Origin of the sequence: Kitasatospora sp. NPDC058190 (assembly GCF_042883685.1) — a bacterium.
Lineage (GTDB): Bacteria > Actinomycetota > Actinomycetes > Streptomycetales > Streptomycetaceae > Kitasatospora.
On the sequence record NZ_JBHVVI010000062.1, the window covers coordinates 1 to 26,654 of the forward strand.

A 26,654-nucleotide genomic window follows, 5' to 3' on the forward strand; every position below is an offset into this window, starting at 1 on the left:
TTTTTTTAATACCCCCCCGGCGGGCCGCGGGGGCGGGGGGGGTTTTCCTCCCCCCCCCGGGCCCCCCGGGCCCCCCCCCCCCCCCGGCGGGGGGGGGGGGGGGGCCCCCCCCCCCCCCCCCCCACGCCCGCCTCACGCGTAGACGTACTCCGGCTGCCACTGGTCCCGGGGCCGCTGGTGCAACTCCACGTAGACCCTGGCGATGGTCGCCGGGTCGAACCGCTCGTCGCCCGGGCGGATGAAGCCGCCGACGGTGACCGTGGTGACGTGCACGCCCGCGTCGCGCTGCTCCTCGTGCAGGGCGTGTGCGTAGGCGCGCAGCGCCGCCTTGCCGGCCGAGAGGGTGGTGTAGTCGGGGGACGGCGCGAGTGCGAAGCCGCCACCCGTGATCAGGACGGTCCCGCGACCGCCGCGGAAAGCCGGGATCACGTGACCGGCCGCGACCGTCGCGCCGATGACGTTGACCGCGAGACTGGCCGCCCAGCCCTCCGGGCTGACCGCGGTGGGGGTGTCGGGGTGGGCGTAGGCGGCGTTGTAGACGAGCACCTCCGGGGCGCTCAGGTCGGCGACGGCGGCGTCCAGCGCGGAACGCAGCTGCGCCGGGTCCGCCGCATCGGCCTGGTAGGCGTGCGCGGTGTGGCCCTCCTCGTGGAGCCGTGCGGCCAGCTCCTTCAACGTGGGGTCGGTCCGGCCGATCAGCGCGACCGCGTGACCGGCCTCGGCGAAGGCGCGGGCCACGGCCATGCCCAGGCCGGGGCCGGCACCGATGATGAGGGCACTGCCCTTGTCGGTCATGAACGCTCTCTCTCAACTCTCGGGGACGGGCACGCGGGCGGAGGCGGAGGCGGCGGCGAGCCAGGCCGCCTCCTGGCCGGGTTCCGGCATGATCCGGCCGCCTTCGAAAATGTAGCGCGACGGCACGTCACGGACGATGACGGCCACCCGCGCGACCGGACGGTCCGTCACTTCGGCGACCGACTCCGCGATGCGGACGAGCAGTCGCTGCTTGTCCGTGTCGGAACGGCCTTCCCGGATGTGACCGATGACCATCACGGCGTCCGTCGCCGGCTCCGCGGCCACGAAGTGGTCGCCGGGTGCGACGGCGTCGAAGGAGGTGTGGACGAACTCGGCCGGTGCCGCGGTCACCTCGACGTGGATCTTGGTGATCGCCTCGGCGATCCGGCGCTTGTCCTCCCGGCTCAGGCTGTCGGCCGGGGCGCTGACCTGGTAGACCGGCACGGCTGCCTCACTCCTTCGCGCTCTTGAAACCGTAGGCCTCCCAGTTGTCCAGGACGTGCTGCTGGAGCTCCGGCGACCAGTTGTGGGCGAAGTCCGAGGCCACCGGCCGCTGGTCGGCCGGGAAGCGGTCGGCGAGCAGGCAGTTGTAGACGACCTTGGTGGCGTGGTAGCTCAGCCGCTCGTGCTCGTCGAGATAGACCGGAATGATGTTCTGCGGCTGGGCGGGGAAGTGCGCCTCGCCGTGCTCCGGGTGCGAGCGGCTGGCGAACGCCCAGATGATCTGACCGGCATCGGCGATGTCGAAGTCGTGCTCGACCAGGAGCAGTTTGGGCACGCCGAAGGCGAGCTTGCCCGCGCCGAACACCACCTCGCCGACCCGCTGGGCCATGTCCTTGGAGTCCAGGCCGGAGTCCTCGTGCCAGGACGGCTTCAGCGCGACGACCCACCAGTGCGCCGCCGACTCCAGCACGCCCCAGCAGGCCGACACCGGCACCCCCGCCTCGCGCAGCACGTGCGTCATCTCGGCCGCGTGCGGCAGGCCCCAACCGGTGTGGTCCTCCTCGACCGGCGCGCCGGCGACGGCGACCGGCAGGATCGCCTCGTCGCGGTAGGTCACGGCGGTGACGTGCAGCACGGGCTTGGGGGAGTGGCTGCCGCGGTCCAGGTAGCCCGGGTACTCGCCCATGGGGCCCTCCTCGACCAGGTCGGTGCGGGAGACGTAGCCCTCGATGACGATCTCGGCGGTGGCGGGCACCAGCAGGTCCACGGTCTCGGCCGGCACCAGTTCCAGCGGCTCGCCGAAGTAGGCGCCGAGGAAGTGCGACTCGTCGTCGCCTTCCGGCAGCGGCATGCCGCCGACGTAGGGCAGGCCGGGCTCGACGCCGAGCGCGACCGCGACCGGCATGTCCTCGTCCTGTTCGGTCCACTGCGCGCGGATCATCCCCAGGTGCTGGGGCGGCGGGATCAGGCAGGCCAGGCGGTTGTGGTCGACCAGCATCATGCGGTTGATCGACCAGTTGGTCCACGACCCGTCCGGCGTCCTCGCGATGTTCATCCCGAAGGACTGGATGTAGCGGCCGCCGTCGCCGTCGTGGATCAGCGGGGTGGGGAACTTCAGCAGGTCGATCGCGTCGCCCGTCATGACGTTCTGTTTGCAGGGCGCGGCGGCCCGTTCCACCACCACCGGCGGGATCGGCTCGCGCTGCCGCGCGTCGGCCAGCGCGGTGACGATCTCGGCACCCTTGGCGTCCGCCGGGAGGCCGAGGGCCAGTGCGATGCGGCTGTAGGCGAGGCCGGGCTGGGCGGACAGCCCGCCGGGCGCCGACAGCACGCGGAAGCCCTTCTCGATGCCGGTGACGGAGTTGAAGAGCGGGGCCGGGGCCCGCAGTTCGTAGGTGCGACGGGCCACCGCGCCGAGTTCGAGCCGCCAGTCGACCTCCTTGTCGATCGGCTGGAGTTCGCCGATCGCGTCCAGGGCGTCGATGAAGGCGCGAAGGCTTTTGAGGTGATTCACGACAGTCCTCCTCGTTCGTGCCTCTGACGCTAGACACGCCCGATATCGTGGCGCTAACGCCGGTGCATCGCCGGAATCCGGTGTCTGTTCGCGCTGCCGGCCGTGCTCGTCGAGCGCTCAGCGGATGTCGTCCTGCCTGCCCGGGTGTCCGGCGGCCGTGAGGGGTTCCCGGGCTTCACGGGCGCTCTCCCGGTGGTCACCTCGGCGATCGGCGCACTGGCCCAGGACGCGGTGGACCTCGCCGAGATGCGCCGAGGCCCCCGCGGCGCGGAACATCCGGAGGGCACGCCCCAGTTGGAAGCGGGCGGTCTGATACTCACCGACCGAGGTCAGGGTGCGGCCGATCAGCAGGTAGCAGTAGCCCTGCGCGGTCAGATCGCCCAAGGGTTTGGCGGCGGCCAACGCGGCCCGCGCCTGCCGCAGCTCCTCGGGCTGGCCGCCGCGCAGCGCCAGTCCGCAGGACTGCGCGGCGGCCAGGCGCCACGCGTAGGAGTTCAGGCCACGCGCTGCCGCCTGGGCGATCAGGGTGGAGAGCACCTGCTGCTCGTCGGTCAGCCAGGCCAGGGCGGTGTCACGGTCGGCGAAACCCGTCGGCCTGAGGCCCGCGGGGAGCGGGACGTGGTCGGGCTCGACGTCCGTCGGCCGGGCGCTGCACCTGCGGTCGGCGACCAGGGCCCAGCGCAGGTAGTAGTCGTAGAGCCGGTGGCCCGCGGCCCGCTGTTCGCGCGCGTCGGTCTCGTCGTCCACCAGCTCGACGGCGAACGCCCGGAGCAGGCTGTGCATCGTGTACCGGCCGGGGGCGCTCTCGGTCAGCAGACTCATCGCCGCCAACTCGTCCACCAGCGGCGCCGCTTCGGCCAGCGGGAGGTCCGCGAGCGCCGCCGCCGCGGCCGCCGTCAGCTCCGTTCCCGGATGCAGGCCGAGGAACCGGAAGACGCGCGCGGCCGGCTCCGTGAGCCCGACGTACGACCAGGACAGCACGCTGCGCACGGTGCTGGCCTCGTCCCCGGCGCTCAGCGCGTTGAGCGCGCCGCGGTCCAACTGGTCGGCGAGCGTGGACAGCGGCGCCGCGGACACGGCGGCGCGCGCCGCCACGACGGACAGCGCCAACGGCAGGTGCGCGCAGCGCTCCGCGATGACCTCGATCGCCTGCCCCTGCCCGGACGTCCGCCGGGTCCCGAGCCTGCGCACGAGCAGTTCGTGCGCGGCGTCCGCGCTGAGCGGGGTCAGCACCAGCGCCTCGGCGCCTTCCAGTGCCACCAGGCTGCCCAGCGACCTTCGGCTGGTCACCAGCGCGCGGCAGTCCTTGCCGGACGGCAGCAGCGGCCGGACCTGGGCCGCGTCGCGCACGTTGTCGAAGACCACCAGCAGCCGCTTGTTCGCGATCAGTCCCCGGTAGAGCGCCACCCGGCCCTCGGGCGTGGCGGGAAGACGGGTTGCGGGGACGCCCAGGAAGTCGAGCAACGCGCGGACGGCGCCGTCCGTCGCGACGGGTCTGCCCTCGGCGGTGAAGCCGTTCAGGTCCAGATACATCTGCCCGTCGGGAAACCGCTCGGCGATGCTGTGTGCCCAGGCCAGGGCAAGGGTCGTCTTGCCGACGCCGGCAGGCCCGACCACGGTGGCGACGCGCACGCCGGCACCGAGGTCCAGCGCGTCGGTCGCGAGCCGGCCGTACCCGCCACGGGCATCCCGCGGAGCGGCTGCCGCTTCCGGCGGCGGTGCGGGTGCGGCCAGCAGCCGGGTGAGCTCCCGAAGCTCCTGTTCACGACCGACGACCAGCCGCGGCGGGCGCGGCAGCTGCGACAGCGGGAACCCGACGAACCGGCCGTCCGGCGTGTCGCCCTGCACCGCGTCCGTCAGGTCGTCCCGCGAAGGTGCGACGCTCGCCGCTTCAGCCTCCGTCGCGGCCCGGGCCGTTGCCGTCGCGGCAACCCGCGCTCGGGACGGCGCCCGTCCGGTCCGCGTCGCCGCCGCGGCCTCGGCCCGGACCACGGCTCGGCCACCGGGGTGGGTCAGGGCGCGCGCCCGGTGCCACACCGCCATCAGCTCGGACAGCGGGGCGTCCCGCAGGACCAGTCCGTGCAGTTCCCGCAGGCACTGCGAGGGGTCGGCCCCGATTCCGTCCCGCAGCGCCCGCCGGGCCCTGCCGTAGCAGCTGAGTGCCTCGGCGCGGCGCCCGGTGCCGTACAGGGCCACCATGGCGCGTTCGTACATCGGTTCCAGCAGCGGGTGCGCGGCCGTGAGGTCCGTCAGCCGCGGCAAGGCCCGGTCGAAGTGGGTACCGCTCAGCAGCGCGTCCAGCCGGAGCTCCTCCAGACGCAACTGGAGCGTGTCGAACGAGGGCACCCAGTCGGCCTGGAGGCGTTCGCACGGCACGTCCTCCAGGGGCTCACCGCGCCACAGGGCGAGGGCCGCGTCCGCGTGCCGCTCGCCGGAGCGCCAGTCCTCATCGCGGAGCGCCTGCCGGGCCCGGGTCTCCAGCGCCGCGGCGTGCAGGTGGTCGAGCTCGGCGTCGTCGCGGACCTCCAGCCGGTAGCCGCCGGCCGTGGTCTGCAGACGGTCGGCGACCTCCAGCAGGTTCCGGCGCAGCCGGGCCACGTAGTTGAGGATCGCCGGCTTGGCGTTCACCGGCTTGCGGTCCGGCCAGACCGCCTCCATCAGGGCACCGGTCGAGACGGTGAGGTTGGCGCGCAGTGCCAGGCAGGCCAGGAGGGTGCGCTGCTTGGGTGCGGCAACGACGAGGCGGTCTCCGCCGCCCGTCTCGACCTCAAGCGGCCCCAACACGCCCACTCGCATTTCAGGCCCTCCCCCGACCATCACGCACCACAGTAACTCGTTTTCCGTAAGCGGTGCGTGATCTTGTATCAGGTCTCGGCGGTCCCGGCGGGAGTGGTCGTCGTGGCAGCTCCGGGACCGGTTCCCCGGCGCCGGCGCGGCGCCGGTCGCTCGTAGGGCTGTGTGTGCGACCTGCCGTAGCCGAGGTTCTGCCGAGCCGTGGCAGGCCGGCTCGACCGGTACCGGTGGGACACCGCCGCACCAGGTGCGAGCTCGGCGGCGGGATCGGCCGACGCGCCGAACCGGTGCGGTGAACACCGGACGCTCAGGTCCGGTCACGCACAGGTCCGCCTCGATTCGCAGGGCGCGGGCCGGAGCGATGGTGATCCGGAAGTGTCCGGCCCGCGCCATGGGGCGCCCCACGGGTCGGCACTCCGCCTCTCACCTGCACCGACCCGCCCGCTCATCCGGGCCGACCCGCCGCCGATCCGTTCGGAACGCGGACCGGCGGTCGAGCCCGATCCGTTTGGCGTTGACAATGGGATTTGTCCCCATTGTTCCGGAGCAAGGCTGGGACCGGTTTGGTCGACCTGCGGAGAAGTCCTGATGTGCCCGAGCGGCTTTCCCGCCCGAGGCGCAGCGGGCAAGGACGCCAAGAACACGGTCGGCCGCGTGCGGGAAGGCCGAGGCGGCTGTTCAAGGGCCTGCTGAGCCTGCGCAGCCTCACCGGCCCGGTGTTCCTCCTGCAACTGGTGGTGATGCTGCTGATCGTCGTCGCCACGCTGGTGACTCTCGTGGTCGGGGCCCGGCGCGACGCCACGGCGGATGCCCAGAGCCGGACGCTCGCCGCGGCGCAGGCGTTCGCGCACTCTCCGGGGATCCTGACGGCACTGAGCGGCCCCGACCCGACCGCGGCCCTGCAGCCGTCCGCCGAGGCGGCCCGGAAGGCCGCCGGCGTGGATGCCATCATCGTCTACGGGTTGGACGGGATCACGCTCACCCACAGCGACCCGAACCAGATCGGGAAGCACGTCATCGGCCCCTACGCGCAGGCGGCGACCGGCAAGCCCTTCACCATGACCTTCCACGGATCGCTGGGCCTCTCCGTGATCTCGGCGGTACCCGTCAAGGCCGCCGACGGCTCCGTCGTCGCCATCGTCTCCTCCCCGGTCACGGTCGAGAAGGTGCGGCACAAGGTGAACCAGCAGCTGCCGGTCCTGTTCGGCGGTGCCACGGTGGCTCTCGCCATCGGCGCGTGCGGGGCGAGCCTGGTGAGCCGCCGGCTGCAGCGGCAGACCCACGGCCTGGGCCCGGCCGAGATGACCAGGATGTACGAGCACCACGACGCCGTGCTGCACGCCGTCCGGGAGGGCGTGCTGATCCTCGGCGAGGACGGCCGCCTGCTGCTGGCCAACGACGAGGCCTCCCGGTTGCTCGGCCTGCCCGCCGACTGCGAAGGCCGTCCGATCACCGAGCTGGGCCTGGGCCACCCGGTCGCCGAGCTGCTGGCCTCGGGGCGCGTGGTCACCGACGCCGTGGTCGGCTCCGGCGACCCCCTGCTCTCGGTGAACACCCGGGCCACCGACCGCGACGGGGGACCACCCGGGCGGGTCGCGACCCTGCGCGACTCCACCGAGCTGCGCGCCCTGTCCGACAAGGCCGAGGCGGCCAACGAGCGCCTCAAGGTGCTGTACGAAGCCAGCAGGACGATCGGCACCACACTCGACGTGGTGCGCTCCGCCCAGGAACTCGCCGAGGCGGCCGTCCCGAGCTTCGCCGACCACGTCACCGTCGACCTCGCGGAGCCCGTCCTGCACGGCGACGAGCCCACCGGCACCCGGATCCTCCACCTGCGGCGCGCCGGGCTGAGCGGCGTCCACCAGGACACGCCGTTCCGTGCCGTCGGTGCGACCGTTCCGGTCGTTCCCACCGCCCTGCTCGGCCGCAGCCTGCAGCACGGCCAGTCCGTGCTCGAGGCGGATCTGACCAACTCCGCCGTCTGGCACGACGACGTCCCGGACCGGGCCCGGCGCACGGTCGAGCACGGCATCCACTCGCTGCTGAGCGTGCCGCTGCTCGCCCGGGGCCAGATCCTCGGCGTGGCCGTCTTCTGGCGCGCGGCCTCACCGAAGCCCTTCGACGAGGACGACCTCTCGCTGGCCGAGGAGTTGGTCGCCCGGGCCGCGGTCTGCATCGACAACGCCCGCCGGTACACCCGCGAGCACCGGATGGCCGTCACCCTCCAGCACAGCCTGCTACCCGGCGGACTGCCCCAGCAGAGCGCCCTGGACGTCGCCTACCGCTACCTGCCCGCCGAGGCCGGCGTGGGCGGCGACTGGTTCGACGTGATCCCGCTGCCCGGCGCCCGGGTCGCCCTGGTGGTGGGCGACGTGGTCGGCCACGGCCTGCACGCCGCCGCCACCATGGGCCAGCTGCGCACCGCCGTGCACAACTTCTCCTCCCTCGACCTGCCCCCGGACGAACTGCTCGGCCACCTGGACGACCTGGTCAACCAGATCGACCAGGACCGGGCGGCCAAGGACGACGACGCCATCACCGGCGCGACCTGCCTGTACGCCGTCTACGACCCGGTCACCCTGCGCTGCACCATGGCCCGGGCCGGGCACCTGCTGCCGGCCCTGGTCCACCCGGACGGCTCGGTGGAGTTCCCCGAATTGCCCGCCGGGCCGCCGCTCGGCCTGGTCGGCCTGCCGTTCGAGAGCGCCGAACTACGGCTGCGGGAGGGCACCCGGCTGGTCTTCTACACCGACGGGCTGGTCGAGGACCGCTCCCGGGACATCGACGTCGGCCTCGAACTGCTGCGCTCCACCCTCGGCCAGGGCGACCGCAGCCCCGACGACACCTGCGAGGCGGTGCTGAACGCCCTGCTGCCGGCCAACCCGACCGACGACATCGCCCTGCTGGTCGCCCGGACCAGGGCGCTGCCCGCCGACCGGGTCGCCTCCTGGGACGTCCCGGCCGACCCGGCCGCCGTCGCCCGGGTCCGGGCCGGCGTCGCGGAACGGCTCACCGAGTGGGGGCTGGACGAGATGTCCTTCGCCACCGAACTGATCGTCAGCGAGCTGGTCACCAACGCCATCCGGTACGGCATCGGTCCGATCCGGTTCCGGCTAATCCGTGACCGCGCACTCATCTGCGAGGTCTCCGACGGCAGCAGCACCTCCCCGCACCTGCGGTACGCGGCCAGCACCGACGAGGGCGGGCGCGGGCTGTTCCTGGTGGCCCAGCTCTCCGAGCGCTGGGGCACCCGCTACACCCCCAACGGCAAGGTCATCTGGGCCGAACAGCACCTCCGCGCGAGCGCCACCCCGGCAGTGGAAGGTCCCGGCGGGATCCCGCCCGTGACCACCGAAGGACGTCTGGAGTCATCGTGACCGCATCTCGTGCCCGAGCGGCGACCGTCTCCGGCTGGCTGGTCCTCCTGGCCGTCGGCCTGGGCGCGTGCGGCCACACACCGCCCGCCGCACCCAAGAACCCGTCGGTGGCCACCTCCGCGCAGGACGTGGGCGGCATGGACGCACTGACCGCCGCGGCGAAGAAGGAGGGCACGCTCAGAGCGATCGCGCTCCCCCGTGACTGGGCCGACTACGGCGGCCTGATCGACGGCTTCGAGAAGAAGTACGGGATCACGATCACGGTCGACAATCCTCTGGGCCACAGCCAGGACGAGCTCGACGCCATCAAGAACGGGACACGGCAGAGCGCCCCCGACGTCATCGACGTGGGGGACACGTTCGCCCGGGCAGCAGGCCGGCAGAACCTGCTCGCGCCGTACAAGGTCGCCCAGTTCAGCTCGATCCCGAGCAATCAGAAGGACCCGCAGGGCCGTTGGTCCAACAACTACGGGGGCTACATCTCCATCGGCTGCGACGCGAACCGCGTCGGGGTCTGCCCCCAGACCTTCGCCGATCTGCTGAAACCCGCCTACCGGGGCAAGGTCGCGCTCGAGGGCGACCCCACCCGCTCCGGGACCGGATTCGCCAGCGTGTACGCGGCGGCCCTGGCGAACGGCGGATCGTTCGACAACATCCAGCCCGGCCTCGACTTCTTCGCCAAGCTCAAACGGGCGGGCAACCTCATCCCGGTCGATGCCACCTCGGCCACGGTCGCGAGCGGCCAGACGCCCATCAGCATCAACTGGGACTTCGTCAACCTCAACTACACCGGCCAGCTCCGCGGCCAAGGCGTCAACTGGCAGGTCTCGATCCCCTTCGACGGCAGCTTCTCCCAGTACTACGCGGAGGCGATCAACAAGAACGCCCCACACCCGGCGGCCGCCCGCCTGTGGCAGGAGTACCTCTTCAGCACCGAGGGCCAGAACCTCCGGCTCGACGGCTACGCCCGCCCGGTGCTGCTCGACGCGATGAAGAACGACGGCACCCTTGACGAGGCCGCCGCCGCAAGGCTGCCGACGGTCGAGGGAACGCCCGAGTTCCCGACGGACGCGCAGACCGAGAAGGCGCAGCAGACGGTCGCCGTGGGCTGGGCGAAGGCCGTCGCGAAGGGCTGACGCCGGGGGCGTGTCCAGTCGACGGCGTTCGTGAAAGGCCGCACACCGAGCCACCTCTCCACAGGTGGGCGGCCCCGGGCTTCCCCGGGCCGCCCACCTCGGTGGGTCCACGATCGGCCGGCCGGAATGTGCCGCTCGACCTCGCCGCCGCCTCGGGCCACCACGGCGCTCGGGTCTCGATGGCCCCGAGCCTTGCGGGTGTTACGAGACGGTCCATTCCTGGTTGGTCTTGCCGGGACCGCAGGGCCACTGGTCGACCGACGCCCCGTCGGTCGTCGAGGCTCCGACGACGTCGAGGCACTCCTTGCTGTTCACCGACACCAGCTGGACGGTGTTCGTCCCGGGGACGGGAACGACGGTCCATTCCTGGTTGGTCCTGCCGGCCCCGCACGGCCACTGGTCGACCGCGGCGCCGTCGGCGGTGGACGCCCCGGCCACGTCCAGGCACTCGCCGCTGTTCACGCTGCGCACCAGCTGCTGGGCGGGTGCGGCGAGTGGGGCGACCGTGGTGTTGGCGAAGTCCGCGTGCTGGAAGCCGTCGACGGCCAGGCCCATCTGCCCGGTGCCGTGGCTGGCGTCGGCGACCGAGGCGACCTGGGTGTGGTCGATGGACGCGGTGATGGTCTGGCCCTGCATGGCCAGCGTGAGGTTGTGCCAGGTGCCGGCGCCCGCCCCGGAGTAGCGGCCGCCGGCCAGGACGGTGACGGCGGCGGAGCGGTTCTCGGTGAACAGGCTCCAGGCTCCGGTGTCGTCGATCTTCAGGTGGTATGCCGAGCGGTCGTGGTCGACGTGGTCGATCCGGCCGAGCAACTCGGCGGAGGTGCCGGCCTGTTCGAGGTCGACGTCGGTGCTCGCCTGGTAGTGGGTCCAGGACGGGTCGCCCATCAATGTCGCCGGGGTGTAGTTCATGTCGGGGTGCCACGGGACGGCCGCCTGGGTGATGACCTGGCGCAGGCACATCGGGGTGGTCGTCCCGGCTGGGCAGGGCGCGGTCTCGAAGGCGCCGGCCCAGTCGTGGAAGTAGCGCGCGGTGGCGCCGGCGGGGTAGCCGCTGAGGTCGGCCTTGTAGGGCAGCGGGAAGGTCGCGGCCGCGGGCGGGGTGGCGGCGCCCTTGCCCTGGCCGGTGGTGGTGGTCAGGGTGTAGACGTAGCCGGGTTGCAGGGTCAGCGAGTAGCCGCCGTGGACCGGTGTGACGTCCTGGGTGTGCACGAACCACCTGGCCGGGTCGGTGGAGTTCATGTCAGTGGCCCAGACGTGCACCGTGCCGGTGGACAGGCCGCCGGCGACCTTGAGGTCGACGGTCTGGGCGGCGGTGGCGTCGGTGGTCTCGACGACGGTGCTGTAGTCGTGGCCGGACTTGAGCGTGACGTAGCTCCCGCTGTGCGGGTCACCGTTGGCGCCGGTTCCGGTCAGGTAGCCGCTGGCGCCGTCCAGATAGTGCGAGCCCGGCTTGGCGAACTGGGTGGTGTGCGCCATCACCCAGATGTCGCGGCCCACCGTGTAGTTTCCGGTCCAGGGCTGGTCGGCGCCCATCAACCCCGAGCCTGCGAACGGCAGTTCCGAGGGCCAGGAGCTGACCAGCGCCCACTTGATGTCGGAGGTCATCCTGGCGTCGACGTACTCGCGGTTGATGTTCCGGGCCAGGGCGCTCGGGTTGGGGGCGTCGCTGTCGTTGTCGTCCTCGGAGGCCCAGAGCGGCTTGTTCAGCCCGATCGCGGTGCTGCTGCCGGGGCAGCCGGTGTAGGCCGGGGTCGAGTGCCAGCAGGTGCCGTGCAGGCCGATCACACCGACGGCCTTGGCGAAGGCGGGGTCGCTCGCCATGTCGGTGGCCACCGACCAGTTCTCGTCGTCGTTGTCGGAGGCCACCAGCGTGGTGCCCTTGTAGCCGTGCTGGTCCAGGGAGGTACGCAGGTTCTCGAACCAGGTCTTGTCGTAACCGCGCTCGTTCCAACCGCCGAGGTAGCCGACGTTGAGCCCGTGGCTCTTGGCACACCCCAGCCAGGACTGGATGTAGTCGATGTTGTCCTGCGACCAGATGCCGCCGTTCAGCCAGCCCGGCGCGGCCCACTCGAGACCGTAGAACTTGATGGCGGGGTTGCGGGCCTGAGCCTGCTCCATGAGCCACCACTCGTAGCCCCGGTCGCAGTCGAGGTCGGTGGCGCTGCGCATGTGGGAGGGCTCGGGGCCGTCACTGGAGTTGGCGTCGCCGCCGATCTCCACCTTCAGCGTCTGCAGCGCGGCGCCGTAGCCGGGCTTGAAGAGGTAGTCCAGCACCTGACTGCGCTGGGGCTCGGGGTAGTCGACCAGCAGCCGCGAGGTGGCCCCGCCGCCGCTGATCGCACCGAGTCCGTCGAACGTGCGCCCCGACGCGGTGCCGTCGATGGTGATGGTCTGCGCCGCGGCCGCCGAGGCGGTCGGCGCCGGTGTGGCCGCGAGGGCGGTGGCTGTGCCCAGACAAAGGGCAGCGAGTGCGGTGATCCCTCTGCGCGGTGCGCGAGGAGGCCGGCTCATCGGGGGAGCTCCTGTCCGGTGACCTCGGAAGCCACCTGTGGGGGGAGTGGGGGTGGGGACAGCCGGCAGGCGGCAGGGCCTGTGCGGGTGGACCGTATGACGTCCTGCCGCTCCGCCGGCGAGGGTGTGCCGGAGTGGGCACGCCGGGTCGCGTCGGATCTGGTGGTGCTAGGGCAGCTTCCACTGCTGGTTGGTGGCGCTGTGGCAGTCCCAGATCTCCAGCCGGGTGCCGTTGGTGAGGACGGCGGCCGGGTCGTCGAGGCAGCGGCCGGACTGGGTGCTCTTCAGGGTGCCGTCGGGCTGGGGCGTCCACTGCTGGTTGGTGCCGCCGTTGCAGTCCCAGAGCTCGACCGGGGTGCCGTTGACCGTGCCCTGGCCGGTGACGTCGAGGCACTTGCCGTTGTGGGTGAGGGTGCCGTTGGACCAGGTCCAGGTCTGCGCGGCGCCGCCGTTGCAGTCCCAGAGCTGCACCGCGGTGCCGCTGACGCCGGAATCGGCGTTGTCGTCGACGCACTTGCCGGGCAGGGCGGAGGTGATCGGTCCGGTGTGGGTGGAAGGGGTTCCGGGGGTGAGGGCGAAGTTGTCGAACTGGTCGGTCTGGTAGCCGGTCACGCCGAGGCCGGCCTGGCCGTTGGTGAAGCCGGCGTCGGTGGCGCTGCCCACGGTGCGGCCGTCGATGCTCGCGGTGAGCGTGGTGTCCTGCATCGACAGCGCGACGGTGTGCCAGCTGCCGGTGCCCGGCGCGGTGATGGTGCCGCTGGCGAGGGTGGTGAAGTTCCAGCTGGTGTCGCTCTTGTCGATGGACCAGGCGCCGGTGTCGCTGACCCGCAGGTGGTAGGCGTTGAGGCCGTTGTCGTTGCGGCCCTGCTGGTTGACCCGGCCGAGCAGTTCGACGGTGCTGGACCGCTCGAAGAGGGTGTCGGCGGTGACGGTGTAGTTGGACCAGCTGCCGTCGCCCATCATCGTGTACGGGGCGTTGTAGGGCTCGTCGGTCCAGCGGATCGGCGTGGTCGGGGCCATCTGGCGCAGGCAGGTGCCCGTGCGTCCGCCGCCGCAGGGGACGGTCTGGAAGGCGCCGTTCATGTCGGTGAAGTACTTCGGGGAGGTGGTGGTGGCCGGGGTCTCGAAGCCGTCCTTGTAGGGCAGCTCGAGCGGGGCGGCGGCCGGCGCGGCGGCGGTGCCCTTGCCCTGGCCGGTGGTGGTGGTCACCGTGTAGACGTGGCCGGGCCGGAGGGTGAGGGTGTAGGTGCCGTGGGCCGGGGTGAGGTCCTGGGTGTGGACGAACCAGCCGGCCGGGTCGGTGGAGTTGAGGTCGGTGTCCCAGACGTGGACCCGGCCGGTGGACAGGCCGCCGGTGACGGTGAAGCTCGCGGTCTGGGCGGCGGTGGCGTCCATGGTCTCGATGACGGTGCTGTAGTCGTCGCCGTTCGGCGACTTCAGCGTGACGTAGCTGCCGTTGGCGCGCGCGCCGCCGAGGTAGCCGCCGGCGGAGTCGATGTAGCGCCAGCCCGGCTTGGCGAACTGGGTGGTGTGCGCGGTGACCCAGGTGGTCTTGCCGATGGTGTAGTTGCCGGACCAGGGCTGGTTGGCGATCGACATGCCGTCGGTGGAGAAGTACAGGTTGGGGTAGAGCGCGGCGATGACCGGCCAGTTGATGAAGGAGGTCATCTTGCCGTCGAGGTAGTCGCGGTTGATCGCGCGCGCCACCGACGCCGCGCCCCCGTTGGCGTCCTCGGAGCCGTTCTCGCTCGCCCACAGCGGCTTGCCCAGGGACTGGGCGTTCGTGGTGCTGGGGCAGGAGTTGAAGGCGCCGAGGTAGCCGCACGGGTAGTGGACGCCGACGATGTCGACCGCGTTCTTGAACGCCGGGTCGGTGGCCATGGCGTCGGCCACGTTCCAGCCGTCGTCGGCGGCGACGACCTTGGTGCGGTAGCCCTTCGCCACCAGGGTGCTCTTGAGGTTCTCGTACCAGGTCTTGTCGAAGCCGCGCTCGTTCCACCCGCCGAGGTAGTCGACGGTCAGGTGGTGCTGGGTGGCACAACCCATCCAGTCCATCAGGTAGTTGATGGTGTCCTGGGACCAGAAGTCGCCGGAGCCGTGGTCGATCCAGCCGGGGGCGCCCCAGGAGAGGCCGTAGAACTTGATGTCGGGGTTGCGGGCCTTGGCCTGCTCGGCCAGCCACCACTCGTAGCCCTGGTTGCAGTCGACGGTGCCGGCGGTGTGCTCGATGCTGGGCTCGGCGCCGTCGGTGGAGTTGGTGTCGCCGCCGATCTCCAGCTTCAGCACCTGCAGTGAGGCGCCGTAGCCGGGTTTGAACAGGTAGTCGAGCAGCTGGCTGCGCTGTGGCTCCGGATAGTCGACCAGCAGGCGGGAGTTGCCGCCGCCGCCGGAGATGGCGCCGACGCCGTCGAAGGCGAGGCCCGGTTTGGTGCCGTCGACGGTGATGGCCGTGGTGGGCGTGGCAGGGGCGGCCTGGGCGACCGGTGGCGTGGCCAGGCCGCCGAGCGCGCCCAGCAGCGCCAGGGCTGCGCTCAAGGCGGTGCGGCATGTTGACGACAGGCGTCTGCGACCCATGGGGGGACTCCAGGGGGGACGGTGGGGGTTTCTGTTTGGTGCTGCTCAATATGGAGACGAGATGAGCAATAGTCAACAAGTTCTAACAGAAACCCACGTCCGGCCCGTTCGACGGCGAGGATGTGTCACCGGACACCCGGGGCGCGGCGCGGACCCCCGGATGTCCGGCGGCAGCCGCTGCGGCTGCCGGGCAGGGCTACTTGACGGAGCCGGCGGTGAGTCCGGACACGACGTGGCGTTCGATCACCGCGAAGAGCACGACGACCGGCACGATGGCCACCAGCGAGGCGGCGAACACGTAGTTCCACTGCACGCTGTAGGCGCCGATCATGTTGTTGATGCCGACGGTGAGCGGTTGCCGGTCGGGCGAGTTGGTCAGGGTCAGGCCCATGATGAACTCGTTCCAGGCCGAGATGAAGGTGAAGATCACGGCGGTGACCACGCCCGGCAGAGCGAGCGGCAGGGTGACGCGGAACAGCGCGCCGATCCGGCTGTTGCCGTCGATCATCGCGGCTTCCTCCAGCTCCATCGGGATGGAGCCGATGTAGGCGCTGAGGATCCAGATCGCGAAGGCCAGGTTGAACGCGGCGTTCGCGAGCACCAGGACGATGGGGGTGTCCAGCAGGTCGAGCGCGTAGAACTCGCGGTAGAGGCCGACCTGGAGGGCGGTGGGCTGGAACATCTGCGTGACCAGCACGAGCAGCAGGAACGCCTTGCGGCCGCGGAAGCGGACCCGGGCGGTGTAGTACGCGGCGGGCAGGGCGACCAACAGCACCAGGAGTGTCGAGCCGCCCGCCACCAGCAGGGTGATCTGGAGGTTCTGGCCGAGCGTGGTGTCGGTCCAGACCTTGGTGAACGAGGACCAGTCGAAGTGCGTCGGCAGGTAGGAGTTGTCGCGCAGCTGGTCGGCGGGACGTCCGCCGGTGATCAGCATCTCGACGTACGGCAGCAGGAAGAGCGCGGCGAGCGCCCAGGCCAGCGTGGTGAACAGGACGGTGCGGGCGCGCGGACGGCGGGCCGTCGGCGGCAACTGAAGGGTGGTCATCAGCTCTCCTCCCCGTTCCAGCGGCTGACCCTGAGGAAGACGATCACCATGAGGATCACGACGGCGAAGTTGACCACGGACATGGCGGCGGACTCGGCGACGTCGTAGCCGCGCAGCATGTACATGAACACGGTGGTGGTGGCGGTGTCGGCGTTGGGGCCGCCCTGGGTCATGCCCCAGATGACCGGGAAGGAGTTGAAGACGTTGATCAGGTTGATCACCAGGCCGACCAGGAAGGCGGGGCGCAGCAGCGGCAGGGTGATCTTGCGGTAGGTCTGCCAGGGGGTGGCGCCGTCGACCCGGGCGGCCTCGTAGACCTCGGCGGGGACGGTCTGGAGGCCGGCGAGCAGGGTGTAGGTGGTGAACGGCAGCGAGACGAAGACGGCGACGAGGACCAGCCAGGGCTTGGCGTGGGCGGCGTCTCCCAGCCAGGCCTGGGGGTGGTCGATCAGGCCGAGGTCGAGCAGCAGCCGGTTGAACACGCCTGCGACCTGGTCGAGCATCCAGCGGAAGCCGATCGCGGTCATCAGCACGGAGGCGGCCCAGGGGGCGATGAGCGCCCAGCGGGTGACTCGGCGGCCGGGGAAGTTCTGGTTGAACAGCTGGGCCAGGGCGAGCGAGATCAGCATGGTCAGGCCGACGACGGCGACCGTCCACACGGCGGTCCAGGTGAGGACTCCGGGCAGCCGGGGGTCACTGAAGAGCTTGTGGTACTTGACCAGTCCGGCCGGGCCGTGGTCCGTGCCCGTGGTGTCGATCTTGCGCAGCGAGGTGCTGACCATTTCGATGACGGGCCACACGACCACGCCCAGGATGAGCACGACGGCCGGGGCCAGCCAGGGCAGTGCCCCGAGTCGGGAGAAGAGGGAACGGCGCCTGGCAGGCGGGCCCGCGGGTGCGGCCGGGGGGCCCGCCTTCGGCGCGGCCGGCCGGGAGGGGGCACCCGGCCGGCCGTCTGTGGTGCTGCGAGATGACACGGTGTGGATTCCTTACGCCGTCGCGCCGGTCACTCGCCGGCCTGCTGGGCGGCCTGCTGGAGTGCGTCGAGGGTCTTCTTCGGGTCGCTGACCGCGCTGCCGATCTGGGTCTTGACCTGCGCGGAGACGGCGGGCCAGGTCGGGTCGCTGAGCGGGTAGAAGGTGGCGGTGGGCAGGATCTGCAGGAACGGCGTCAGCGCCTTCTCGTCCGGGTCGGCCTGGAGCGCGGTGAGCGCGGACTGGGTGACCGGCATCAGGCTGTACTCCTTGTCGAACTTCACCGTGTTGTCCTTGCTGTAGGCGAAGTCGAGGAAGGCCTTGATCTGGTCCTTGTGGCCGCCCTTCTTGAAGGCCATCACCCAGTCGGCGACGCCGAGCGTGGCCTTGCCGGTGCCGTCCTTGCTGGGCATCGCAGTCCAGGTGACGTCCATGGTCTTGACATCGTTCAGCTGGGTGGGGATGCCGTTGAGCATGCCGACCTTGCCCGACGCGAAGTCCTTCGCGAGGTCCGTGCGGTTGACGGAGGCGGGGCTCTGCTCGGTCAGGCCCGCGTCCGCCCAGCTCTTGAGTTGGGTGAAGGTGTCGATGTTGGCCTGCGAGTTGATGGTGTACTTGCCCTTGTCGTCCTGGTAGCCGCCGTGGTTCTCCAGCATCCAGATGAACGACTCGCCCTGGGCCTCCTCCTTGCCCAGCGGCACACCGAGCGGGATCTCGACGCCGGCGTTCTTCAGCGCGGTGGCGGCGGCGGTGAGGTCGGCCCAGGTCCTGGGCGGGTTGGCCGGGTCGAGGCCGGCCTTCTTGAAGAGCGCGTTGTTGATCAGGAACATCCGGGCGCTGGAGACGAACGGTATGCCGTACTGGGTGCCGTCCTGTTCGCCGGCGTGCGCCATCGAGGGGACGAAGTCGCCTGCGGTGCTGCTGGAGAGGACGTCCTGGGCGGGGTAGAGCTGGCCGTTCTTGGCGAAGTCGGCGTAGCCGCCGGTCTGCAGGATGTCCGGCTGGTTGCCGTTCTGCACCATCGTCTTGACCTGGGTGTCGAGGTCGTTCCAGTTGATGACCTGGAGGTCGACCTTGATCTTCGGGTTCTGCTGCTCGAAGGCGGAGATCACGCCCTGCCAGTACGCCTGACTCGGGTTCTGTCCGTTGGAGCCGTAGTCGGCCGCGACGAACTTGATCGTGGTGACGCCGTCGGCGGAGGTCGAGCCGGAGTTCGACCCCTTGCTGCACCCCGACAGGGCGAGCGTTCCGGCCACGGTGGCCGCCGACAGGGTGAGAAGACGCCGCTTCATCTCTGATACCGCCTTTGCAGCTGGGGCCGACCCCGAGGAGGCCCTGGTGGGGGATGGTGCGTTTTGCGCGAAGATGCGATTTTTGGTCGATATTTCGTCAATATCGCGCATCGGTTTCACCAGAGTGTGCACCGTCGGCATCCTGGCAGGCCAGGCGTGTTACCGAAGCGTTGCAGTCGAGACGTGGGCGGTGTGAGGGCCGGGTCCGCATCTTGACGCGCGCTGCTTGGCCGCCCGAAGCTGCTCCGCACGTGACTGAAGCTGCTTGATTCACCAAACATCAGAGCATCTTCAGTCAGAGTGGAAGGAACCCCCACCTGTGACCAGACAATCCCTGTCGTCGCACAAGGCCATGTCGCTCGTCGCGGCGACCGCCGTCCTGGCGGGCGCCGCGCTCGGCGCCACGCCCGCAGCCGCCAACGACGGTGTCGGCGCGCCGTCCGCCAACTACACCGCGTCGGCCGCGCCCAACGGCCCGATCGGTGCGCTGCCCCCGATGGGCTTCAACAACTGGACCCGCGCCCAGTGCACGCCGCAGGCCCCGCTCGACGGCTCCGCCCCGTCGACGTACTCGTTCCAGCAGTACATGGAGGACAACGCCAAGGCGCTCTCCGACACCGGCCTGATCGGGGCCGGCTACAAGACCGTCACCGTCGACGACTGCTGGATGTACCGCAACAGCGCCGGTTACCTGCACGGCGCGCTCAACTGGGGCGGCGCCACCGACGTCCGCAACACCGCCCAGCAGCCCGGCTTCGACTACGAGCTGACGGGCTACGGGAACTACCTGCACAGTCTCGGCGCCAAGTTCGGCATCTACGAGACCTCCGGCACCCACACCTGCTCCACGTACCCGCCGACCGCGCCCAACCTGCCCAACGGCAGCGAGTACCACGAGCAGAACGACGCCGACTCCTTCGTCTACTGGGGCGTCGACGAGCTCAAGTACGACAACTGCGGCCAGCAGGAGCCGGTCCGGACGCTGGACACCCGGATGTCCGGTGACCTCGCCACGGCCGTGGCGAACGCCAACCAGGCGGGCAGGCCGACGCCGAACGTGATGTTCGACATCTCCGCCCCGGCCGGCTACGGCAACGGCCCGGCCAAGTTCGCCGAGATGGAGTGGGTGCGCTCGCTCGGCCAGTTGTGGCGGGTCGGTCCGGACATCTGGAACTACGGCGACGGCTTGAATCCGTGGAACCAGCAGATCCGACCCGGCGGCTACAACATCGGCGCCTACCAGAGCTTCGACTACGGCGTCGAGATGAGCCGCTACCAGGGCCCGGGCAACTGGAACGACGCCGACATGCTGATGATCGGCGACAACGGCATGACCACCGCCGAGGAGCGCAGCCAGATGTCGCTGTTCTCCGCGCTGGCGGCACCGCTGGTGATCTCCACCGACGCCCGCAAGTTCGAGCCCGCCTACCTCGCCGCCCACCCGGCCGAGGCCCCGCACCTGAAGGCGTCGATCGGCATCCTCGGCAACTCCGAGGTCATCGCCGTCGACCAGGACCCGCTGGGTGCCGGCGGCTACCGGGTGGCCGGTGGCGGCGCGAACGCGGACGGCACACCGGCCGCGGACAGCGGCATCGACGTCGTGGTCAAGCCGCTCGCGGACGGCAGCCGCGCGGTCGTGGTGCTCAACAAGGGCGCTTCGAGCGCCGATTACACGGTGAACCTGAACTCCCTGGGCTTCAACACCACCGGCGGCCGGTACACCGTCCGCGACCTGTGGGCGCACCGCACCAGCACCTCGGCCGGAACCGTCGGGCTCACCGTCGGCCCGCACGACAGCGCGATGTTCAAGATCACTCCGCCCAGCGGTGCCACCGTCACCCCGCGCGGCCAGATCACCGTCTCGCGTGACGACTGGGGCAAGGCGTCGCTCTGCCTGGACAACTACGCCTCCGGCACCACCGCGGGCAACCCGGTCGACGTCTACCCCTGCACGGGCAACGGCAACCAGCAGTGGCAGCTGAACGCCGACGGCTCCGTCCGGCTCCTCCAGGCGGGCGCCGCCAACCTCTGCCTGACCGCACAGAGCGGCAGCACCACCGGGGCGCTCAACGGGAAGCAGGGCCAGTGGGTCGGCGTCGCGGCCTGCGGCTCGGCCCCTGGCCGGCAGAGCTGGACCTACAACCGTGACGGCAACCTGAAGCTCGCCGGAACCAGCTCCTGCCTGGACGTCTACGGCGGCACCACGACGGCGTCCGGCACCCCCGTCGACCTGTACCCCTGCGGCGCGGCACCGAACGCGATCCAGACCAACCAGACCTGGGCCGCACCGTTCAACACCCCGCCAGGGGCTTGACGGACGACGTGGTTCCGGCCGTGCGGGCGGGTTCGGCGGACCCCACCCGCACGGCCCACCCCGCCGCGGACCCGGCCGTCAGACGCAGTGGACGTCCACCCCGCGGGCGGCGAAGCGCTCGACGAGCTCGTCCGGCGCCTCGGCGTCGGTGACCAGCACGGCGATCGCGTCCGTGTCGCAGACCCGCGCGAACGCGCGCCGGCCCAGCTTGGTGGAGTCGGCCACCACGATCACCCGCTCCGCCCGTTCGGCCATCGCGCGGTTGGCGTTCGCCTCGCTCTCGTCGTGGGTGGCCGCGCCGAACCGGGGGTCGACGGCGTTGACGCCGAGGATCACGCAGTCCAGTGAGATCGCCTGCAACATCATGGTCGCCAACGGGCCGATCAGCTCATAGGACTGGGGCCGTGCCACGCCGCCCGTGACCACGGTCTTCACGTACGGGCGCACCGCCAGCTCGTTGGCGATGTTGATCGCGTTGGTGACGACGGTCAGTGCCGTCTGGCCGCCGTACCCGGCCAGATCGGTGCGGACGGCGAGCTCGCGGGCCACCTCGGAGGTGGTGGTGCCGCCGTTGATGCCGACCACCGAGCCGGACGGGACGAGTGCGGCGGCGGCTTTGGCGATGCGCTGCTTCTCGCCGGCCTGGCGCGCGGTCTTGTAGCGGAGCGGCAGATCGTACGCGACTCCGCTCAGCACCGCGCCACCACGCGTGCGGGTCAGGACCTGCTGGCGGGCGAGCTCGTCCATGTCCCGTCGCACGGTGGCCGCGGAGACGTTCAGCAGCTCGGCCGCCGTCGCCACGTCGATCCGGCCCCGGTCGCCCAGGATCTCGAGCAGGCGGGACCACCGCTCGTGCGGGCCCATCATCACTCCCTCACCTCGGATGTTTCGAACACGAGCCCATCGCTGCCGATCACCGGTGAGCGGCGGGCTGACGCTTCCGGTGACCAGTATTGCTCATAGATGACGTATTGAGCTATGAATAGATCAGTTTCAAGCATTCGCTTGCAGTCCTGAGCGGACGCCCGGGGCGGGCCGATGCCCGAGTGCCGCCCCGAGCCCCTACCGAGGAGAGCCCTGAATGAGCCACGTCGAGCAGGAGATCGCCAGTCAGCCGGAGTGCTGGCGCCGGGCCCTGGAACTGGAGCCCGCGGGTCTCCCGGAGAAGGCCGAGCGGGTGGCCGTGATCGGCTGCGGCACCTCGCTGTACATCGCGCAGGCGTACGCGTCGTTGCGTGAGGCGGCCGGGCTGGGGGAGACCGACGCGTTCGCGGCCTCGGAGTTCCCGGCCGCGCGCGGCTACGACCGGCTGGTCGCGATCAGCCGGTCCGGGACGACGACCGAGGTGCTCGCCGCCCTCGCTCGTGCCGGGCACATTCCGAGCGTGGCGCTGACCGGTGATCTCGACACGCCGATCCGCACGGCGGCGAACGCCGTGGTGGACCTGGAGTTCGCGGACGAGAAGTCGGTGGTGCAGACCCGTTTCGCCACCACGGCGCTGGCGCTGCTGCGCGGCCACCTGGGCCTGGCCCCGGCGGACCTGCCCGAGCAGGCGGCGCGGGCGCTGGCCGAGCCCCTGCCCGAAGGGGCCGTCGGCGCGGGCCAGTTCACCTTCGTCGGGACCGGCTGGACGGTCGGTCTGGCCAACGAGGCGGCGCTCAAGCTCCGCGAGGCCTCCGGTGCCTGGACCGAGTCCTACCCGGCGATGGAGTACCGGCACGGTCCGGTCAGCATCGCCGCCCCGGGCCGGGTGGTGTGGTTCTTCGGCGAGCCGCCGGCCGGGCTGCTGGAGCAGGTCCAGGGCATCGGCGCGGTGACCTCCGTGACCGACCTGGACCCGCTGGCGGACCTGGTGCGCGCCCAGCGCCTGGCCGTGGAGCTGGCCGAGGCCGGCGGTCTGGACCCCGACCGGCCGCGCAACCTGACCCGCTCGATCGTGCTGGCCCAGCCGTGACCGGAGTGATCGCCCTCGATGTCGGTGGCACCTACATCAAGGGCGGCGCGGCCGGCGAGGACGGCATCCTGCACGAGAGCGACCGCTGGTTCACCGGTGCCGAGCGCGGCCCGGACGCGGTGCTGGAGACGGTGCTGGCGGCGGCTCGTGAGCTGGCCGACCGGCACGCTCCGGCAGCGGCGGGCATCGCGGTGCCCGGCATCGTCGACGAGACCGCGGGGACCTCGGTGCTGGCCGCCAACCTCGGCTGGCGCCAACTGCCGCTTCGGGACTGGCTCGCCGAGGAGTTGGGCCTGCCGGTGGCGCTGGGCCACGACGTGCGCGCCGGCGGCCTGGCCGAAGCACGGATCGGCGCGGGCCGCGGCAGCCGGGACTTCCTCTTCGTCCCGGTCGGCACCGGCATCGCGGCGGCGCTCATGTCCGACGGACGGGCGGTGACCGGCAGCCACGTACGGGCCGGGGAGCTCGGACACCTGGTGGTCCGCCCCGGCGGCCAGGCCTGCCCGTGTGGTGGCCGGGGCTGTCTGGAGACCGTCGCCTCCGCGGCCGCCGTCGCCCGCCGCTACACCGCCGCCACCGGGGAGGACGGAGTCACCGCCAAGCACGTCGGCGAGCGCGCCGCCGCCGGGGACCAGGCCGCCGTCACGGTCTGGAACGAGGCGATCGAGGCGCTCGCCGACGCCCTGACCGCCGCCGTCACGCTGCTCGACCCCGAGCGCATCGTGATCGGCGGCGGCCTCGCCCGCGCCGGCGGCCCCTACTTCACGCCCCTGCGCGCGGCGGTCGCCGAACGACTCACCTTCCAGACGATGCCACAGATCCTCCCCGCCGAACTCGGCCACGAAGCCGGCTGCCAGGGCGCCGCCCTCCTCGCCCACGACCTGCTGGCCCACGACCCGCCGCAGCGAAAGGCCGGCCAGTGATCCTGACCGTCACGCTCAACGCCGCCCTCGACGTCACCTACCGGATCGACCGGCTGCGCCCGCGAGGGAGCAACCGGGTGCGGGCGACGGCCGAGCGGGCGGGCGGCAAGGGCGTCAACGTCTCGCGCGTCCTGCACGCCCTCGGCCACCCGAGCGTCGTCACAGGACTCGTCGGCGGCCCCACCGGCCAGGCGATCCGCGCCGAACTCGCCGCTGCCGGCCTGACCGATCGCATGCTGCCGATCGCGGGCGAGTCCCGGCGGACCGTGGCCGTGGTCGAGGAGAACGTCGGGGACACCACGATCCTGCTCGAACAGGGCCCGGTGGTCGGCCCCGAGGAGTGGGCGCGGTTCCTCGACCACCTCGACGAGCTGCTACCGGAGGCGGCGGCGGTGGTCCTCTCCGGCAGCCTGCCACGCGGCGTCCCCGACGACGCCTACGCATGTCTGCTCGGGCTCGCGCGCGCACGAGGCGTCCCGGCGGTGCTCGACGCCGACGGAACGGCCCTGCGTGCGGGGCTGTCCGCCGGACCGGCCCTGATCAAGCCGAACGCCGACGAACTCGCCGCCGCCACCGGCCTGACCGACCCCGTCGCCGCGGCCCGCGCGCTGCACGCCGCCGGCGCCGGCGCGGTGGTCGCCTCGCTCGGTGCCGACGGCCTCATCGCCGTGACCCCGCAGGGGAGTTGGCGCGCCCGCTCGCCCGAACGGCTGGTCGGCAACCCCACCGGCGCCGGCGACGCGGCGGTTGCCGCACTCACCCTGGGCCTGGTCACCGGTGCCCCCTGGCCCGACCGGCTCGCCGAGGCCGTGGCGCTGTCCGCGGCCGCCGTCGCGGCACCGCTCGCCGGCGACTTCGACCCCGACGTCCACCGGGCCCTGCGGCCCCGGGTGGACGTCCAACCCTTCGCACCCTTCGCACCCTTCGCAGCCGAGGAGTTCAACCCGTGCCCCTGACCGGAACCGGCGACATCGTCACTCCCGCGGCGAATGCCGCGCGCGGCATCGGTGCGTTCAACGTCATCCAGCTCGAACACGCCCAGGCCATCGTCACGGGCGCCGAGGCCGCCGGTGCCCCGGTGGTCCTGCAGCTGAGCGAGAACGCCGTCCGCTACCACGGGGCGCTGACCCCGATGGCCTCCGCCGTGCTCGCCACCGCCCGCACCGCCTCGGTGCCGGTCGCCGTCCACCTCGACCACGCCACCTCCAGCGACCTCGTCGCCGAGGCCCTCCAACTCGGCTTCTCCTCGGTCATGTTCGACGCCTCCGTACTGCCCTACGAGGACAACGTCCGCGCCACCGCCGAGGTGGTCGCCCGCTGCCACGCGGCGGGCGTGTGGGTGGAGGCCGAACTCGGCGAGGTCGGCGGCAAGGACGGCGTCCACGCCCCCGGCGCCCGGACCGACCCCGCCGAGGCCGCCGCCTTCGTCGCCGCCACCGGCGTCGACGCCCTCGCCGTCGCCGTCGGCACCTCCCACGCCATGCTCACCCGCGACGCCGTCCTCGACTACGACCTGATCGCCGAACTGCGCGCGGCCGTCCCCGTCCCCCTGGTCCTGCACGGCTCCTCCGGCGTCGCCGACGAACACCTGACCCGCGCCGTCGAACACGGCATGACCAAGGTCAACATCGCCACCCACCTCAACCAGGTCTTCACCACCGCCGTGCGCCGCACCCTCGACGACGACCCGTCACTTGTCGACACCCGTCGCTACCTCGGCTCCGGACGCACCGCCATGGCGACCGAGGTCACCCGCCTGCTGCGTGTCCTCAAGGCGCCAACGGCCTGACACTGCCGATGAGCTGAGGCCCGTCCCCGACGGGACGGACCTCGCTGTCGTGCTGTTCGGGGCGCGGCTCGGACCTGCTCATGGAAGGAGCTGCCACCGATGGGGATCGGGTCCGTGCCGGTCGTCAGCATGAGTGGCCGCGGCCCGGGGCGGCCGGGTGGTGCGCCACCGGCTGAGCGACGACCGCGTCGGGCGGTTGCTCGACCTGCTCGACACCGCGGTCGGCGCACCCTGCTGCTGGGCCCCGCGCACCTCGGGCGCGGGACTCGGCAGCAGGGCTGGGGGCAGCACGAGGCCCCGCCGGTGTCCGGCCCTCCGCGACAGAGGCCAGGACACCGGCGGGGCACGCTTGGTCACACCGCGTGGTGTGTGTGGAACCCCTGTCCGGTCTTGCGGCCGAGCAGGCCCGCCTCGACCATGCGGGAGAGCAGGGGCGGGGGCGCGTAGAGCGGCTCCTTGTACTCCTCGTACATCGACCGCGCGATCGCCTCGACGGTGTCCAGGCCGATGAGGTCGGCGAGTTGGAGGGGGCCCATGGGGTGGGCGCAGCCGTGGACCATGCCGGCGTCGATGTCCTCGGGGGTGGCGTGGCCGGCCTCGGCCATCCGGATCGCGGACAGCAGGTAGGGCACGAGCAGGGCGTTGACGACGAAGCCGGCCCGGTCGCGGGAGTGGACGACGTGCTTGCCGAGGATGTCGCGCGCGAAGGCCTCCACCCTCGTCAGCACGGCCTGGTCCGTGTGCAGGGAGGAGACGAGCTCGACCAGGGGCATCACCGGGGCCGGGTTGAAGAAGTGCAGCCCGAGGACGTGGGAGGCGCGGCCGGTGGTGATGCCGAGGCGGGTGATCGGGATGGACGAGGTGTTGGTGGCGAGGATCGCGTCGTCGTCGGCGAGGATCTTGTCGAGGGTGGTGAGCACGTCGGTCTTGGCATGTTCGGCCTCGACGACGGCCTCGACGACGAGTTGGCGGTCGGCGAGCGCTTCGAGGTCGTCGGCGAACAGCAGGTGGGCCCAGGTGTCCTCGCGGTCGGTCGGACTGATGCGGCCGCGGTCGACGGCGCGGTGCAGGGAGCGGTCGATGCGGCCGCGGGCGGCCCGGAGCGCGGCCGGGTCCTTCTCGCAGACGATGGTGTCCAGGCCGGCGCGGGCGAAGACCTCGGCGATGCCGGAGCCCATCTGTCCGGCGCCGACGACGGCGATGCGGCGGATGTCGTTCAT

18 protein-coding genes are annotated in these 26,654 nt (G+C 71.6%); 7 read left to right on the forward strand and 11 right to left on the reverse strand.

From position 1 onward, the window contains the following. Positions 1-132: 132 nt before the first annotated feature. The 4 genes from ACFVWU_RS26090 to ACFVWU_RS26105 form a co-directional block, all read right to left on the reverse strand. Positions 133-795, reverse strand: a complete 663-nt coding sequence (locus ACFVWU_RS26090) for an SDR family oxidoreductase (RefSeq protein WP_387625346.1) — start codon at positions 793-795, stop codon at positions 133-135. Between the two features lie 12 nt (positions 796-807). After that, a complete protein-coding gene (locus tag ACFVWU_RS26095) occupies positions 808-1,239 on the reverse strand; it encodes a tautomerase family protein (RefSeq protein ID WP_387625348.1) in 432 nt (143 codons plus the stop codon). A 7-nt stretch (positions 1,240-1,246) separates the two neighbouring features. Continuing rightward, positions 1,247-2,752 carry a UbiD family decarboxylase gene (locus ACFVWU_RS26100; protein WP_387625350.1) on the reverse strand — a complete coding sequence of 502 codons (1,506 nt, stop codon included), beginning with the start codon at positions 2,750-2,752 and terminating at the stop codon, positions 1,247-1,249. Between the two features lie 117 nt (positions 2,753-2,869). Beyond that, positions 2,870-5,548 carry a BTAD domain-containing putative transcriptional regulator gene (locus ACFVWU_RS26105; protein WP_387625352.1) on the reverse strand — a complete coding sequence of 893 codons (2,679 nt, stop codon included), beginning with the start codon at positions 5,546-5,548 and terminating at the stop codon, positions 2,870-2,872. A 713-nt stretch (positions 5,549-6,261) separates the two neighbouring features. Here ACFVWU_RS26105 and ACFVWU_RS26110 point away from each other — a divergent pair. Together ACFVWU_RS26110 and ACFVWU_RS26115 are read left to right on the forward strand one after the other, a co-directional pair. Continuing rightward, entirely contained in the window at positions 6,262-8,922 is a 2,661-nt protein-coding gene (locus tag ACFVWU_RS26110; RefSeq protein ID WP_387625354.1) for a SpoIIE family protein phosphatase, read from the forward strand. After that, on the forward strand, positions 8,919-10,058 hold the full coding sequence (locus tag ACFVWU_RS26115; protein WP_387625356.1) for an ABC transporter substrate-binding protein: 1,140 nt from the start codon (positions 8,919-8,921) through the stop codon (positions 10,056-10,058). Before ACFVWU_RS26110 ends, ACFVWU_RS26115 begins: the two co-directional genes overlap by 4 nt. 201 nt (positions 10,059-10,259) lie before the next feature. On the opposite strand, the gene ACFVWU_RS26120 is transcribed toward ACFVWU_RS26115, so the two are convergent. The 5 genes from ACFVWU_RS26120 to ACFVWU_RS26140 form a co-directional block, all read right to left on the reverse strand. Then, entirely contained in the window at positions 10,260-12,569 is a 2,310-nt protein-coding gene (locus ACFVWU_RS26120; protein WP_387625358.1) for an RICIN domain-containing protein, read from the reverse strand. Positions 12,570-12,737: 168 nt separating this feature from the next. Next, a complete protein-coding gene (locus ACFVWU_RS26125) occupies positions 12,738-15,104 on the reverse strand; it encodes a ricin-type beta-trefoil lectin domain protein (protein ID WP_387625360.1) in 2,367 nt (788 codons plus the stop codon). Positions 15,105-15,339: 235 nt separating this feature from the next. After that, positions 15,340-16,188 carry a carbohydrate ABC transporter permease gene (locus tag ACFVWU_RS26130; RefSeq protein ID WP_387625362.1) on the reverse strand — a complete coding sequence of 283 codons (849 nt, stop codon included), beginning with the start codon at positions 16,186-16,188 and terminating at the stop codon, positions 15,340-15,342. Continuing rightward, positions 16,188-17,165 carry a carbohydrate ABC transporter permease gene (locus tag ACFVWU_RS26135; RefSeq protein WP_387625364.1) on the reverse strand — a complete coding sequence of 326 codons (978 nt, stop codon included), beginning with the start codon at positions 17,163-17,165 and terminating at the stop codon, positions 16,188-16,190. The genes ACFVWU_RS26130 and ACFVWU_RS26135 overlap by 1 nt, the downstream gene beginning before the upstream one ends. Positions 17,166-17,194: 29 nt before the next feature. Continuing rightward, positions 17,195-18,454: an ABC transporter substrate-binding protein gene (locus ACFVWU_RS26140; protein WP_387625366.1), complete on the reverse strand. Its 1,260-nt coding sequence runs from the start codon at positions 18,452-18,454 to the stop codon at positions 17,195-17,197. Between the two features lie 319 nt (positions 18,455-18,773). On the opposite strand from ACFVWU_RS26140, the gene ACFVWU_RS26145 reads away from it, so the two are divergent. Further along, positions 18,774-20,768 (forward strand): ricin-type beta-trefoil lectin domain protein, encoded by a 1,995-nt coding sequence (locus ACFVWU_RS26145; RefSeq protein ID WP_387625368.1) that lies wholly within the window; start codon positions 18,774-18,776, stop codon positions 20,766-20,768. A gap of 78 nt (positions 20,769-20,846) precedes the next feature. Here ACFVWU_RS26145 and ACFVWU_RS26150 read toward each other — a convergent pair whose 3' ends face one another. After that, positions 20,847-21,632 carry a DeoR/GlpR family DNA-binding transcription regulator gene (locus ACFVWU_RS26150; RefSeq protein ID WP_387625413.1) on the reverse strand — a complete coding sequence of 262 codons (786 nt, stop codon included), beginning with the start codon at positions 21,630-21,632 and terminating at the stop codon, positions 20,847-20,849. Positions 21,633-21,849: 217 nt separating this feature from the next. On the opposite strand from ACFVWU_RS26150, the gene ACFVWU_RS26155 reads away from it, so the two are divergent. Genes ACFVWU_RS26155 through ACFVWU_RS26170 form a run of 4 tightly spaced genes read left to right on the forward strand, consistent with a single transcriptional unit; the run spans position 21,850 to position 25,434 of the window. Further along, the gene (locus ACFVWU_RS26155; protein WP_387625370.1) at positions 21,850-22,722 is read left to right on the forward strand and encodes an SIS domain-containing protein; all 873 of its coding nucleotides are present in this window, start codon (positions 21,850-21,852) and stop codon (positions 22,720-22,722) included. Continuing rightward, on the forward strand, positions 22,719-23,645 hold the full coding sequence (locus ACFVWU_RS26160; RefSeq protein WP_387625372.1) for an ROK family protein: 927 nt from the start codon (positions 22,719-22,721) through the stop codon (positions 23,643-23,645). Before ACFVWU_RS26155 ends, ACFVWU_RS26160 begins: the two co-directional genes overlap by 4 nt. Further along, positions 23,642-24,601 (forward strand): 1-phosphofructokinase family hexose kinase, encoded by a 960-nt coding sequence (locus ACFVWU_RS26165; RefSeq protein WP_387625374.1) that lies wholly within the window; start codon positions 23,642-23,644, stop codon positions 24,599-24,601. The genes ACFVWU_RS26160 and ACFVWU_RS26165 overlap by 4 nt, the downstream gene beginning before the upstream one ends. Further along, positions 24,592-25,434 (forward strand): ketose-bisphosphate aldolase, encoded by an 843-nt coding sequence (locus tag ACFVWU_RS26170; RefSeq protein WP_387625376.1) that lies wholly within the window; start codon positions 24,592-24,594, stop codon positions 25,432-25,434. The genes ACFVWU_RS26165 and ACFVWU_RS26170 overlap by 10 nt, the downstream gene beginning before the upstream one ends. A 353-nt stretch (positions 25,435-25,787) precedes the next feature. On the opposite strand, the gene ACFVWU_RS26175 is transcribed toward ACFVWU_RS26170, so the two are convergent. Next, positions 25,788-26,654, reverse strand: a complete 867-nt coding sequence (locus tag ACFVWU_RS26175) for a 3-hydroxybutyryl-CoA dehydrogenase (protein WP_387625378.1) — start codon at positions 26,652-26,654, stop codon at positions 25,788-25,790.

Excerpts from the sequence above, each read along its gene's own strand:
- ACFVWU_RS26090 (WP_387625346.1), bottom strand. The coding sequence starts at position 795 with ATGACCGACAAGGGCAGTGCCCTCATCATCGGTGCCGGCCCCGGCCTG.
- ACFVWU_RS26140 (WP_387625366.1), bottom strand. The coding sequence starts at position 18,454 with ATGAAGCGGCGTCTTCTCACCCTGTCGGCGGCCACCGTGGCCGGAACG.
- ACFVWU_RS26175 (WP_387625378.1), bottom strand. The coding sequence starts at position 26,654 with ATGAACGACATCCGCCGCATCGCCGTCGTCGGCGCCGGACAGATGGGC.
- ACFVWU_RS26130 (WP_387625362.1), bottom strand. The coding sequence starts at position 16,188 with ATGACCACCCTTCAGTTGCCGCCGACGGCCCGCCGTCCGCGCGCCCGC.
- ACFVWU_RS26150 (WP_387625413.1), bottom strand. The coding sequence starts at position 21,632 with ATGGGCCCGCACGAGCGGTGGTCCCGCCTGCTCGAGATCCTGGGCGAC.
- ACFVWU_RS26105 (WP_387625352.1), bottom strand. The coding sequence starts at position 5,548 with ATGCGAGTGGGCGTGTTGGGGCCGCTTGAGGTCGAGACGGGCGGCGGA.
- ACFVWU_RS26120 (WP_387625358.1), bottom strand. The coding sequence starts at position 12,569 with ATGAGCCGGCCTCCTCGCGCACCGCGCAGAGGGATCACCGCACTCGCT.
- ACFVWU_RS26155 (WP_387625370.1), top strand. The coding sequence starts at position 21,850 with ATGAGCCACGTCGAGCAGGAGATCGCCAGTCAGCCGGAGTGCTGGCGC.